At 50.6% G+C, this 13,015-nt stretch carries 12 protein-coding genes; 5 read left to right on the top strand and 7 right to left on the bottom strand.

The features are described from left to right. Positions 1-183: 183 nt before the first annotated feature. Complete coding sequence (locus tag BV494_RS21770) at positions 184-975, bottom strand: AraC family transcriptional regulator (RefSeq protein ID WP_104924907.1); 792 nt, start codon at positions 973-975, stop codon at positions 184-186. Positions 976-1,092: 117 nt separating this feature from the next. On the opposite strand from BV494_RS21770, the gene BV494_RS21765 reads away from it, so the two are divergent. Beyond that, the gene (locus BV494_RS21765; protein WP_104925263.1) at positions 1,093-2,004 is read left to right on the top strand and encodes an EamA family transporter; all 912 of its coding nucleotides are present in this window, start codon (positions 1,093-1,095) and stop codon (positions 2,002-2,004) included. Between the two features lie 101 nt (positions 2,005-2,105). Here BV494_RS21765 and BV494_RS21760 read toward each other — a convergent pair whose 3' ends face one another. Next, positions 2,106-2,468: a helix-turn-helix domain-containing protein gene (locus BV494_RS21760; RefSeq protein ID WP_104924906.1), complete on the bottom strand. Its 363-nt coding sequence runs from the start codon at positions 2,466-2,468 to the stop codon at positions 2,106-2,108. Between the two features lie 363 nt (positions 2,469-2,831). Here BV494_RS21760 and BV494_RS21755 point away from each other — a divergent pair, with 363 nt between their 5' ends. Together BV494_RS21755 and BV494_RS21750 are read left to right on the top strand one after the other, a co-directional pair. After that, the gene (locus tag BV494_RS21755) at positions 2,832-4,052 is read left to right on the top strand and encodes an efflux RND transporter periplasmic adaptor subunit (protein ID WP_439958402.1); all 1,221 of its coding nucleotides are present in this window, start codon (positions 2,832-2,834) and stop codon (positions 4,050-4,052) included. A gap of 16 nt (positions 4,053-4,068) precedes the next feature. Further along, positions 4,069-7,221: an efflux RND transporter permease subunit gene (locus tag BV494_RS21750; RefSeq protein ID WP_104924904.1), complete on the top strand. Its 3,153-nt coding sequence runs from the start codon at positions 4,069-4,071 to the stop codon at positions 7,219-7,221. Positions 7,222-7,317: 96 nt separating this feature from the next. Here the strand turns inward: BV494_RS21750 and BV494_RS21745 are convergent, their stop codons facing one another. After that, the gene (locus tag BV494_RS21745) at positions 7,318-7,803 is read right to left on the bottom strand and encodes an RrF2 family transcriptional regulator (RefSeq protein ID WP_104924903.1); all 486 of its coding nucleotides are present in this window, start codon (positions 7,801-7,803) and stop codon (positions 7,318-7,320) included. 412 nt (positions 7,804-8,215) lie between these two features. Here BV494_RS21745 and BV494_RS21740 point away from each other — a divergent pair, with 412 nt between their 5' ends. Beyond that, positions 8,216-8,485 carry a DUF3761 domain-containing protein gene (locus BV494_RS21740; RefSeq protein WP_104924902.1) on the top strand — a complete coding sequence of 90 codons (270 nt, stop codon included), beginning with the start codon at positions 8,216-8,218 and terminating at the stop codon, positions 8,483-8,485. Positions 8,486-8,571: 86 nt separating this feature from the next. Here the strand turns inward: BV494_RS21740 and ompC are convergent, their stop codons facing one another. From ompC to BV494_RS21725, 3 genes are all read right to left on the bottom strand, one after another. Further along, a complete protein-coding gene (ompC, locus tag BV494_RS21735; RefSeq protein ID WP_104924901.1) occupies positions 8,572-9,681 on the bottom strand; it encodes a porin OmpC in 1,110 nt (369 codons plus the stop codon). A gap of 614 nt (positions 9,682-10,295) precedes the next feature. Continuing rightward, positions 10,296-10,484 (bottom strand): hypothetical protein, encoded by a 189-nt coding sequence (locus BV494_RS21730; RefSeq protein ID WP_104924900.1) that lies wholly within the window; start codon positions 10,482-10,484, stop codon positions 10,296-10,298. A 153-nt stretch (positions 10,485-10,637) separates the two neighbouring features. Beyond that, positions 10,638-11,048, bottom strand: coding sequence for a hypothetical protein (locus BV494_RS21725; protein WP_104924899.1), 411 nt, complete (start codon positions 11,046-11,048; stop codon positions 10,638-10,640). Positions 11,049-11,275: 227 nt separating this feature from the next. Between BV494_RS21725 and BV494_RS21720 the strand changes: the two genes are divergently transcribed. Next, on the top strand, positions 11,276-12,055 hold the full coding sequence (locus BV494_RS21720; protein ID WP_104924898.1) for a (S)-acetoin forming diacetyl reductase: 780 nt from the start codon (positions 11,276-11,278) through the stop codon (positions 12,053-12,055). A gap of 65 nt (positions 12,056-12,120) precedes the next feature. Here BV494_RS21720 and BV494_RS21715 read toward each other — a convergent pair whose 3' ends face one another. Continuing rightward, entirely contained in the window at positions 12,121-12,987 is an 867-nt protein-coding gene (locus BV494_RS21715) for a helix-turn-helix domain-containing protein (protein ID WP_104924897.1), read from the bottom strand. Positions 12,988-13,015: the final 28 nt, after the last annotated feature.

Below are 13,015 nucleotides of genomic sequence, written 5' to 3'. Positions count from 1 at the left end.
CGCGTTTCCGTAGGACGTCTTAAATAAGAGTCGGGCATGGCCCGGCGTCGAGGTGATAAGGGGAGTTTAGCGGGTAAATTCGTGCAACTCAACAAATTGAAACATCATTTCAATTTATGTGAACTTTGATGTCGTTTTTTGTTGAGTTGATCACGTCATGATCCCTTCTTCTTTGGGTTACGTTTACATTCCGCTGATAGAAGGTTGTAAAAAGTATCGACTTGGGTTCTCGCCCAACACACTTTTGAATACCGTCGAGAAAGCGCTGGGGCTGCTGAATCCAAGCTCCATTGCAACGCGCGTGATTGACTCACCGTTTCCCAATTTGACCACGGCAGCGAGCAGACAAGCCTGCTGCCGCCATTCGATAAAACTTATCCCTGTGTGCAGGCGGAATTGTCGCGTGAATGTCCGGCGACTCATGCTGGAGAGTTCTGCCATACCGTCGATTCCCAATTCTAAAGAGGGCGCACTCAAAAACGCATTGCATGCTCTTGCAAGGCGAGGTTCGGCGGGCATCGGCGCGTTAAGCGATAACGGGGGCATGCTGGCGATTTCATGGAGCAGCAGCCCCAACAGGTAACTATCGCGTTCCTTAGCAGGAAAGCAGGCGGGTACGTTGACAGCATTCTCGAGGAGTTCCCGGACCAACCGGGATACCCCAAATACCTGACAATCAACGGGGAAGCCCAATAGTTGTGAAGCTTGCGGGCGGATATAGGTATTCAGCATCGTCACGGGGCCGCGCATGTGCATGGCATGGGCGACACCCGCGGGTACCCAGATCGCTCTGAGTGGTGGGACTGCCCAGTTGCCCAAGTCGGTTTCGACGGTGATGACACCGCATGCTGCGTAAGCGAACTGTCCCCTGAGATGACTATGCCTGGGGAAAAGTTCGCCATCAGCGTAGTCCCTCCTGGTGACAACCAGGTCAAGAGTTTCATTTTCGTCTAAATCATAGGATTCTATTTGCATGGCCTGATTTTAATCATATCTGACCTTAAAATGAAAGCGGGCCAACCCCGTCAGTGGCATCTTTATGGGACAGCAAAGGAAGTCTCTTTTAATTCGATAATAAGGTCCGCCCAATCCATGCATAGAAAACACATCATCCTTGCCATATTGGTAACGGCAATATGGGGAGTCAACTTTCCAATAACCAAGTTAGGGCTTGCCAGAATTGATCCGTTGCTTTTGACCGCTATCCGATTCGCATTTACCGCATTTCCCTTGGTCTTTTTTGTAAAACGACCCCAGGTTGCAATGCACTGGCTGGTTGCCTACGGATTGATCTTCGGTGTAGCCATGTGGGCGTTAATCAATCTCGGTATTTCAATGGGGGTGCCACCTGGCAGCGCAGCTCTTTTAATACAGTTCAGCGCGTTCTTTACTCTTGGCTGGGGTGTGTTGTTGTTTGGTGAAAGCCTGACCAGGCAACAACTGATAGGTGTGTTTTTGGCAGCAACAGGCCTGGTCTGCATCCTGATGGAAAGCCCCGGTAAATCCACAACGATCGGTTTGATTCTGCTGATGATCAGTGCCGTAGCCTGGAGTGTCGGAAATATCATTATCAAGCTATCTGAAGTCAAAGAGATATTCGCTTTCGTTGTATGGGCAAGCATTTTTTCACCGATCCCCCTCCTGATGCTGACCTGGTGGTGGCATGGGACGACCCCGTTTTCAACGCTATTGTCGGGTATCCGGATCGTGGAAGTATTTTCTTTGGCATTCCAGGTGTATGCAGCGACCCATTTCTGTTACTGGGGGTGGAACCTTCTGCTGCGTGAATATCCGGTATCCAGAGTGGCTCCCTGGTCACTCCTGATCCCTGTATTCGGAATGATTAGCTCTGTTTTCATCCTTCATCAAACACCCGGTGCCTGGGGATGGGTTTCCATATCAACAATTCTGCTTGCGCTGATTATTGGGATGAATAAAGGCAAAGCCGTCGTGGTGAAAAATAAATGCGCGAACCGGGACGGTATCAATCAGCTTGGGAGTTGAACGGGATCAGAAAGAAAGGTTTGGAAGAACAATCACTGCCCGACGCAAGCCGGGCCAGTGGTACGCGCTGTCTCAGGGGGAAGAGAAAGCGGAGAAGAAAATCAGTGCAGGCAGCCCTGACATTCTGTTGCCGGGCTCAGGCTCAGGCCACGACGCCAGTCACCCGGCGTTTGTCCAAACTGACGTTTGAAACTGCGGGTAAACGATTGTTGAGAGTCGAATCCCAGCGAAATAGCTACGCTGACGATAGGTTCGCCACTGCTGGCCAGCATATCGGCAGATTTCTTCAGTTTTTTCTCACGGATAAATTCACCCATTGGCAGGCCGGTATGTTCTTTGAACATCCGTTGCAAATACCAGCGTGAATACCCTGCACGTTTCGCGACGGTTTTGATATCCAGACGCTCTTCCAGGTTGTGATCGATCCACTCGATCAGGTCGTGAATGAAATCCTCGGTTCTCATGGACTCTCTCTCCGTCATTTTTTATTTTCAGCGCCCACCTGGGCGGCTCGTCTGTTTATAAAGTGACGCAGTTTTTGCTTAAATGCAAGTTTTACTATTGCATTTAATTTCTCGTTACGGGATAGTCCACTTCCCCGAAGTAAACGTTCTGTAAAATAGCACAGAAAGTGTAACAGTATTCCTTGCACTTTAGTAGCGGCGTCCCTACAATCCCCCCGAACTAACTGTATCAGACATTGATACATAATTGTGCTGATGAACGGCACAAGCCGCAAAAAAGTCAGATCAGGCAAAGGACGTTACCCGGAGGACAGGCCGGTGTATTGCCTGGCAGCACTTACTTCACTGGAAATAAAAATAATGATGAACCTGCAAAAATCACAGGTTAATGCACGCGGCCGTTCCGGCGGCTTGCCTTTGACGTTGCGTCTTTCCGGGATTGCGCTGGTGGTCGCCCTGCTTGCCGGGTGTGATAACAGCGTGGCGCAAAACGCCGCTCCGCCTGCCCCGCAGGTTAGCGTGGCCGATGTTTTAGTTAAGCAAATCAGCGAGTGGGATGCCTTTAATGGCCGCGTCGAAGCGGTTCAAAGCGTTCAACTCCGTCCGCGCGTGTCGGGTTATATCGACAAAGTGAATTATCAGGAAGGACAGGAAGTCAGAAAGGGTCAGGTGTTATTTACCATCGACGACCGGACTTATCGCGCAGCCCAGGAACAGGCTCAGGCCGAACTGGTACGCGCCCGCAATCAGGCCGGTCTGGCCCGCAGCGAGTCCGCGCGAACCGAAGCGCTGATCGGTACGCAGGCAGTTTCTAAAGAAATTGCTGAGCAACGCCGTTCTGCCGCGTCGCAGGCGCAGTCAGATGTTCTGGCTGCTCAGGCGCAACTGGATATGGCGCAGCTCAATCTCGATTTCACCCGCGTGACCTCGCCGATTGACGGACGCGCCAGCCGCGCCATGATCACCACCGGTAATCTGGTGACGGCGGGTGATACGGCGAGCGTACTGACAACGCTGGTTTCCCTCGACACCGTGTATGTCTATTTTGACGTGGATGAAGGCACGTTCCTGCGTTATCAGGCGATGGCGCGTGACGGACAGCGCAGCGATAACCCGCAAAACCGCCTGCCGGTTCACGTTGGTCTGGTCGGCGAGAATGGCTATCCCCATCAGGGCGTGGTCGATTTCACCGATAACCAGCTGAATTCTGGCACCGGCACCATACGTATGCGCGCTGTGCTCGATAACCGTGACCGCACGTTTACGCCGGGTCTGTTTGCACGGGTGCAATTGCCGGGCAGTGCACAGTTCAGCGCCATGCTGGTTGACGATAAAGCCGTGCTTACCGATCAGGATCGCAAATACGTCTACGTGGTAGATAAAGACGGCAAAGCGCAGCGTCGGGATGTGGAACCCGGACGGATGTCCGGCGGCCTTCGCATCATTCAGAAAGGCCTTGAAGCCGGCGACCGCGTGATTATCGACGGCGTGCAAAAAGTCTTCATGCCGGGAATGTCTGTCAACGCTAAAACCGTCGCTATGGCGGCCAACAGCGTGACGCCAACCCCTGCCGCAGTTCAATAACAGAGAATCCTGACTCATGGACTTTTCCCGCTTTTTCATCGACCGGCCAATATTTGCGGCTGTTTTGTCGATTTTGATTTTGGTCACCGGGGCGATTGCCATCCCCCTGCTGCCGGTCAGCGAATACCCTAACGTGGTACCGCCGAGCGTGCAGGTTCGCGCTGAATATCCGGGCGCTAACCCGAAAGTGATTGCTGAAACCGTTGCCACGCCGCTGGAAGAAGCGATCAACGGTGTTGAAAACATGGTGTACATGAAATCTGTCGCCGGTTCCGACGGCGTGCTGGTGACGACCGTGACGTTCCGTCCGGGTACCGACCCGGATCAGGCGCAGGTTCAGGTGCAGAACCGCGTGGCACAAGCCGAAGCGCGCTTGCCGGAAGATGTGCGTCGTCAGGGGGTAACCACGCAGAAACAGTCGCCAACGTTAACGCTGGTGGTGCATCTGGTGTCGCCCAACGGTAAATACGATTCACTGTATCTGAGTAACTACGCCACGCTGAAAGTGAAAGATGAGCTGGCGCGCCTGCCAGGTGTCGGTCAGATTCAGATTTTCGGTGCGGGCGAATATGCCATGCGCGTCTGGCTGGATCCTAACAAAGTGGCGGCGCGTGGCCTGACGGCGTCTGACGTCGTGAAGGCGATGCAGGAGCAAAACGTGCAGGTGTCTGCCGGTCAGTTGGGCGCTGAGCCGATGCCGAAAGACAGTGATTATTTGTTGTCTATCAACGCACAGGGCCGCCTGAAAGATGAAGACGAATTCGGCAAGATCATCCTGAAAAGTGGTGATAATGGCGAAATAGTGCGTCTGCGTGACGTCGCTCGCATCGAAATGGGTTCCGGCAGTTACGCCCTTCGCTCGCAGCTCAATAATAAAGATGCGGTCGGGATTGGTATCTTCCAGTCACCGGGGGCGAATGCGATTGATTTGTCCGACGCCGTGCGCGCGAAAATGACCGAATTGTCGACACGTTTTCCGGAAGGTATGACCTGGCGTGCGCCGTATGATCCGACCGTGTTTGTCCGTGATTCGATCAGCGCTGTGGTGCATACGTTGCTGGAAGCCGTGGTGCTGGTTGTGCTGGTGGTAATTCTGTTCCTGCAAACCTGGCGTGCGTCCATCATTCCGTTGCTGGCAGTACCGATTTCCGTGATCGGGACATTCAGTATTCTGTATCTGCTCGGCTTCTCGCTGAATACGCTCAGTTTGTTCGGGCTGGTACTGGCGATAGGGATAGTCGTCGATGATGCCATCGTGGTGGTCGAAAACGTCGAACGTAATATCGAGGAAGGCTTAGCGCCACGAGATGCGGCGCATCAGGCCATGCGGGAAGTTTCAGGCCCGATTGTGGCGATTGCACTGGTGCTGTGCGCGGTGTTTGTGCCGATGGCATTCCTCTCCGGCGTTACCGGCCAGTTCTACAAACAGTTTGCGGTCACGATTGCGATTTCTACCGTAATTTCAGCCATCAACTCACTGACGCTTTCCCCTGCTCTGGCGGCAATATTGCTGAAACCGCACGGCGCGCCGAAGGATATGCCATCGCGGCTGATTGACGGGTTGTTTGGCTGGATCTTCCGTCCGTTCAACCGCTTCTTCAATGCCAGTTCGCACAAATATCAGAGTGCAGTAGCGAAAACGTTGGGTCGCCGCGGCGCGGTATTTGGCGTCTATGTTCTGCTGCTATGTGCCGCCGCATTTATGTTTAAAGCGGTACCGGGCGGGTTTATTCCAACGCAGGACAAACTCTATCTGATTGCCGGTGTGAAAATGCCGGAAGGTTCATCCCTGTCACGCACCGATGCGGTGATCCGCAAAATCAGTGCTCTGGGGCTGAGCACGGACGGCGTGATCGACGCGGTGGCCTTCCCCGGTCTGAATGCGTTGCAGTTCACCAATACGCCAAACACCGGGACAGTATTTTTCGCCCTGAAACCGCTGAGCGAACGTACCCGCACAGCGGCGCAGATTAACGCGGAAATCAACGCCAAAATCTCGCAGATTCAGGAAGGTTTTGCCTTCTCGATTATGCCACCGCCGATCCTCGGTTTAGGCCAAGGTTCGGGTTATTCGCTGTACGTGCAGGATCGCGCCGGGTTGGGCTACGGTGCGTTACAAACGGCGATTAACACGATGTCCGGTGCCATTATGCAAACGCCGGGAATGGGTTATCCGATTTCCTCTTATCAGGCTAACGTGCCGCAGCTTGATGCGCATATTGATCGTGATAAGGCCAAAGCTCAGGGCGTTTCCCTGGATGACTTGTTCAGTACGTTGCAGGTTTATCTGGGCTCGGCGTACATCAATGACTTCAACCGCTTTGGACGTACCTGGAAAGTGATGGCGCAGGCCGATGGCCAGTTCCGTGACAGCGTCGAAGATATCGGTAATCTGCGCACCCGTAACGACAAGGGTGAAATGGTGCCAATCGGCAGTATGCTCAATATCACCACGACTTACGGGCCAGACCCGGTGATCCGTTATAACGGATATCCGGCGGCAGATCTGATTGGTGATGCAGACCCGCGAATTCTGTCCTCGGCGCAGGCCATGACAGAGCTGACAGCGATGTCGAAAAACCTGCTGCCAAACGGGATGAATATTGAATGGACGGATCTGAGCTATCAGCAATCCACACAAGGCAATGCGGCGCTGATCGTCTTCCCGATGTCCGTTCTGCTGGCGTTCCTGGTGCTCGCTGCGCTGTATGAAAGCTGGACGCTGCCGCTGGCGGTGATCCTGATTGTACCGATGACCATGCTTTCCGCGCTGTTTGGCGTGTGGCTGACTGGCGGCGATAACAACGTCTTCGTGCAGGTCGGGTTGGTGGTGCTGATGGGGCTGGCTTGTAAGAACGCCATTCTGATTGTCGAATTTGCCCGCGAGCTGGAAATGCAGGGTAAAGGCATTATTGAATCGGCGCTTGAAGCCTGTCGTCTGCGTCTGCGCCCTATCGTCATGACGTCGATTGCGTTCATTGCGGGGACCATTCCGCTGATACTCGGCCACGGTGCCGGTGCGGAAGTGCGTGGTGTGACCGGGATTACAGTGTTCTCCGGCATGTTAGGCGTGACACTGTTCGGGTTGTTCCTGACGCCGGTCTTTTATGTCGCACTGCGTAAGCTGGTGACGCGTAAGAAAGTGGCGCTGGAAACACAGACCGTCTGATTTCACTGCACAAAATCCAGAGGGCAAAAAGCCGGGAAATGTCCCGGCTTTTTTACGTTTGAATTTTGTGCTCCGAATAAAAAAGGTCTCTGCGGTTTACTTAGAGCAGGAAACATTCTCTGCATATTCTGCCGCCAGATCTTTGGTGCATTTGTATTTGCCGCCGCGTTCGAATTCCGCCAGCGCATCCGCCACGGTATGACGGGCTAAAACCTGAAGCGACGCTTCTTCGGCTTCGTTGACGATATTTTTGAAATACGTACAGGCGTTGGCGCTGACCACGCAGCGGGCGGGAACATCAGGACGCGCAGCCCAAAGACGCTTATCTTCAATGACCGCGCAGTAAATATCGCGCAAAGAGATTTCATCCGCCGGACGCCCGAGATTAATGGAGCCGGTGCGGCCCAGCGTGGAGACAATAATGCCGTGCTGAGTCAGCGGTACCATCAGTTTGCGGATAAAACTGGAGTTGGCTTCCAGACCCGTTGCTAAAATCGCACTGGTGCAGCGCTGTTCAGCCTTTTGGGACTGAGCGATACAAAACACCATCTGCATAGCTGTCGGAAAGCGATAATCTAACATGTCATTGTCCTGAGAAACCCAGTCTTAGGTAAAACACCGTATCACAGAGAAATAGCCCTGTACGTGATCTGGTCAATAATATACCAAAGTCTCCGGCTGTTGTACATGCGATTTATCAATAGATTTCAATCATGTAGGGCACAAATCGCTTAATAAATGACCCTGCGAAATAACCCTTTTCACCTCTTTAAATTCAAGCGCTTGAGAGAATTTCCAGTAGGATCAGGCAAGGATTTGCCGTCTTTTTAAACGGCTCTTAACTAAAATTTTACGTTGGGAATAATAAGGCGGGAGAATGGTTGGGCGAACATAATTTAACCATCTCGTTAATGGTTAAATATCAGGATTGCATCGCTGTAAACGGAGAGTACGCTTTGCGCACACCTTTTTATCAACGGATGATAACCACATCATGCGATTATTCGCTTGTTTAATAATCACTACCTTTCTGATTTTTCAACCTGCCATTGCAAAACAGCAGTATTCACAGAATAACGAACTTATCGAACAAGGGGACTACATAAATTCAGACGGGCAAAGCGTGCATAAACCGGCGCACAGTAAATCAGGCAATGTCCCCGATGGCGCTTCAGCGCAATGCCGTGACGGAACATATAGTTTCAGCACACATCGTCGGGGAACCTGTTCACGGCATGGAGGTGTTGCGCAATGGTTAGAATAAAGAATATTACTGCGGGATATAAAGTAAAAAACCCATCCTAAGATGGGTTTTTATTGTTCTTAATATTCAGATGAAACGCTGAATAATTAGAACTGGTAGACCATGCCTACACCAACAACGTCATCGGTAGAGATGCCTTTGTTTGTATAGAACTCATCATCGTTATCCAGCAGGTTGATTTTGTAATCAACATACGCGGACATATTTTTGTTGAAGTAGTAGTAAGAACCAACGGAAACGTATTTAACCAGATCTTTATCGTTGTCTTTGCCGCCATTGCCGTTGTTAAGATCTTTTCCTTTAGATTGCAGGTAAGAAATTTCCGGGCGCAGACCGAAGTCAAACTGATATTGTGCGGTCACTTCAAAGTTCTGAGTTTTATTTGCCGCATCGCCTTCTCCGTAATAAGTCATATTACGGGTTTCAGCATACATGGTCGCCAAATAAACGCTGTTGGCATCGTATTTCGCGCCGATGGTCCAGACGTCAGCTTTGTCACCAATGCCGTCAGCAGACTGATCGTTAGTACGGTCAGAAGAGGCGTATGCTGCACCTGCACTGATACCCATACCAAAATCATAAGTGGTAGATAAACCGTAACCATCGCCATTCTGCTTGGTTGTGTCACGATGGTTGTTGGTACCTTCGGTATCGTTGGTGCCATCATTTGCGCCCTGATACTGCAACGCAAAACTCAGGCCATTAACCGCGCCGAAGAAGTTGGAGTTACGGTAGGTTGCAACACCGTTTGCACGGCCAGTCATGAAGTTATCGGTAGAGGTATAAGAGTCACCACCGAACACTGGCAGCATATCTGTCCAGGCTTCAACGTCGTACACGACACCGTAGTTACGGCCATAATCGAATGAACCGTAGTCACCAAATTTCAGACCAGCGAAGCCCAGACGGGTTGCATTGCCTTCAGCGCCACTATTTTCGGAGTTGTTCGCCTGAACGTTATATTCCCACTGACCGTAACCAATCAGTTGGTCAGTAATTTGCGTTTCGCCTTTAAAGCCAACACGGACGTAAGTTTCATCACCGTCATCACCGACATTGTCGGAGAATTGATGGCGCGCATCCACTTTACCGTACAGGTCAAGTTTGTTGCCGTCTTTGTTATAAATCTCAGCTGAATGCGCTGCGCCTGCCACCAGTAATGCTGGAATAATAAGAGCCAGTGCTTTTAATTTCATGACGTCATTCCTTTATCATTTAATTGGATACTTAGATTTATTATATATACTTTATTAATGAGTCAGTGCTCGCACTAATACTACCTATATAGTTCCCTTGTTTTGTAGGAGAATTATTGAATTTGGTTTTATTATTTATTGCTAAATATTTCAAATGGTCAAATCATATTTTTCGTGAATACTAAAATGATTAACCATGCAAATAATGTATTTTAAATAAAGAATGTCTTTGTGGTAAATTAATTCCCGACTTGCAGAATCATCACTGCAATTCAATTTACCCTTCCTTGGTTTTAATTATTCGCATTAACTTGCCGTGATCCCTGTCAACGGCCTTATTGTTGCCCCGCCTGACTGCGGGGCATTTTTTTGCATAAAAAAACCCATAACCGGCGAAAGTTATGGGCTCAACAAATGAGAGAGAACTAAAATTTCTACGACGAGGTCAGAGAGACTTTCAACAACAACCTTTACACCTGATGCTACGGCTACGCTGTCCACACAACGCAACGATAACACCAACTATTCAGGGTACAGCTTTGCACTATCAGGAGAAGGTTTGCCCGTTGCACAACTCGTTCCAGTAGCTGAAGCGCAGCAAGCGAATATAACGGTCAGGAGCGGCGAAACCACGCCGGGTCTGTGTTCCCCACGTCAATCCCGTAAAGACAGCCCGTTGCCAGAAAACTTTCCAGAAAACGCGAGGTGTCCTGCGTCTTTTCTTCAGTTTGATCTTTCACCTTGCGATGAGTGATGCGCTGCCATAACGAGCATTGCTCAGTAGCATGTGCAGTCGTTGACATACAGGCCTCCGGTTGATCATGATTTCTATTTAACAAAACAGACAGACGTCGTCTGCCGCTGGAATGACCTCAGTTAACCGTTTCTGCGTTGCGATTTGAACCAACGATTTATGCTTTGCTTTCTCATTAATAGAATAAAGCGATTATTCTCCCCTATTCCCTTACCCAGATGCCTTCGCAGAACAATTTGGCACAGGCCAGACTGTCCTGATGACGTTGTGCCGGTTCAGCGGGCTGATGAGCGAGTTGTACCAGCATGCCGGTGAAACACTGCGCCAGAAGTGCAGCGGGAATATCATCGCGAAACAGCTTGTCCTGCTGGCTGAACGTTATATTTTCAGCGACCAGGCGGATGAGCATTGCCTGCGTCTCAGTGCCTTCCGGCGGCAACAGAAAAACCCTTTGCGTCAGGACCTCATCTTCAGCAAAAAAATTGAGTAATTTGCGAAAACTCAATGCCATACGGTCTAATACCTGATTTTCTGCAACCTGAGGTGCCATTCGTAATGACCGTGCCAGCACGGTCAGGCGGTCACGAAAAACCGCATTGTTTGATTCCGGCATTTCAACATCCTTTATGTCTTTCGATTTTCACATTCTACCCGAAGATGCCCGAATTCTGACGCTTCCTGACTATTAGGATGAGTACAGTTAATTACCGTGGCTAACATTTGCACAAGCAAAGCCAGAGGCGTAAACCAGTACAGAGCTCACGCAAAGGTATCGGGCTGGTTTTTCCGTGCCTTGCGCGCAGCACCTGGAGAGAAACCGAATACATAGAGGATAGTGGTATGTCTAAAAATGGAAAAGTGGCTTTAGTAACAGGTGGCGGTCAGGGGATTGGCCGTGCAATTGCGCTTCGTCTGGCGAAAGATGGATTTGCCGTCGCAGTCGTCGATTACAACGGCGAAACAGCGAAGAAAGTTGCTGAAGAAATTAACCACGCGGGCGGTAAAGCGATTGCCCAGCTGGCGGACGTTTCTAACCGGGAACAAGTTTTCGCAGCCGTTGAAGCGGCAACTCAACAGCTCGGTGGTTTTGACGTCATCGTCAATAACGCCGGGATTGCGCCAACGACACTGATAGAGGACATCACCCCTGAAATTGTGGATAAAGTCTATGACATCAATGTTAAAGGCGTTATCTGGGGAATTCAGGCGGCAGTGAAAGCGTTCAAATCGCTGGGGCATGGCGGCAAAATCATTAATGCGTCATCTCAGGCAGGCCATGTGGGAAACCCTGAACTGGCTATTTACAGCTCGAGTAAATTTGCCGTGCGCGGGCTGACGCAAACTGCAGCACGCGACCTGGCTTCTCTGGGAATTACCGTCAACGCCTATTGCCCTGGCATCGTGAAAACGCCGATGTGGGAAGAAATAGACCGTCAGGTTTCAGCCGCCGCAGGCAAACCTGTTGGCTACGGGACTCAGGAGTTTGCGAAAAACATCGCCCTCAAACGCCTTTCAGAGCCAGAAGATGTCGCGGGGTGCGTTTCTTATCTTGCTGGCCCGGACTCCGATTATATGACCGGTCAGGCGTTACTGATTGACGGTGGTATGGTCTTTAATTAATCGGCCTTTCATTTCTTGCAAGCCTCTCATTTGGGAGGCTTTTGTGTTTTTGCAGGAAGTGGAAATTAGTCCCTTGCCAGCGGAATGTAATATTCGCAGGTCACGCCGTTAAGTGCGGATTCCCGGCAATATTTCTCCAGATCTGGCTGCATGATAAATTCCAGACCCAGCGTCGGTAAGAACACCGAATACAGATACAAAATGAAATCGTTCAACCGGCTGAGATCGTAAGGATAATTGATTTTCAGATAACGGTTAGCCGGCACCAGAATGTTATGACTGTCGCTGACCTTCACTTCGTGTGCCACCGTATAATCCATCTGTAACGCGTTGGCCACTTCGTCATTATTGTCCGGGCGGCAATCTGAAAGCCCCCAAACCGGCGCGAGAAGCGATTCCGGCGTTTCCAGATAGCGCAACAGTTCCGCACGATGTACATGATTCTTGGCATTGAACAGCGCTTCAATCTGATAAGAATGCGTTGAAGTGTTGCCGTGAAACGCCATCTCAGGCATTTCTACGATTTCGTATTCAGGCAGCGGAAACTCATCAAGAGTCAGCGGTGCCGTGATACCGCTCATTGTCCACGAGGCATTCCGGCGGTACATCCCCGGCGTTTCAGCAAAGTTCTTTTTGAAAGAACGTGTGAATGTCTGCTGAGAGTCGTAGGAGTAATACAGCGAAATATCGAGGATCGGCATATTGGTCAGGCGCAAAGCTATCGCCGCCATTGTCAGACGCCGGTCGCGAATGTATTTGCCCAGTGCGAAACCCGTTTTACTTTTGAACAAACGCTGAAGATACCAGGGAGAATAACCGGTCTTCTTCGAGGCCTTTTCCATGGTCAGACGATCGCTTAAGTTGACTTCGATCCAGTAGAGTAACTCTTTGATCAAGTCATCATGGAAATCAGGTTTTTGTTCGCTCTGCAAAATGAACTCCCTGTGCTGCGATAAAGTC

This window comes from Rahnella sikkimica, assembly GCF_002951615.1.
Classification (GTDB): domain Bacteria; phylum Pseudomonadota; class Gammaproteobacteria; order Enterobacterales; family Enterobacteriaceae; genus Rahnella; species Rahnella sikkimica.
The sequence above is the reverse complement of the archived record's forward strand: the minus strand, read 5'-3'. Positions and strand labels throughout refer to the sequence as shown.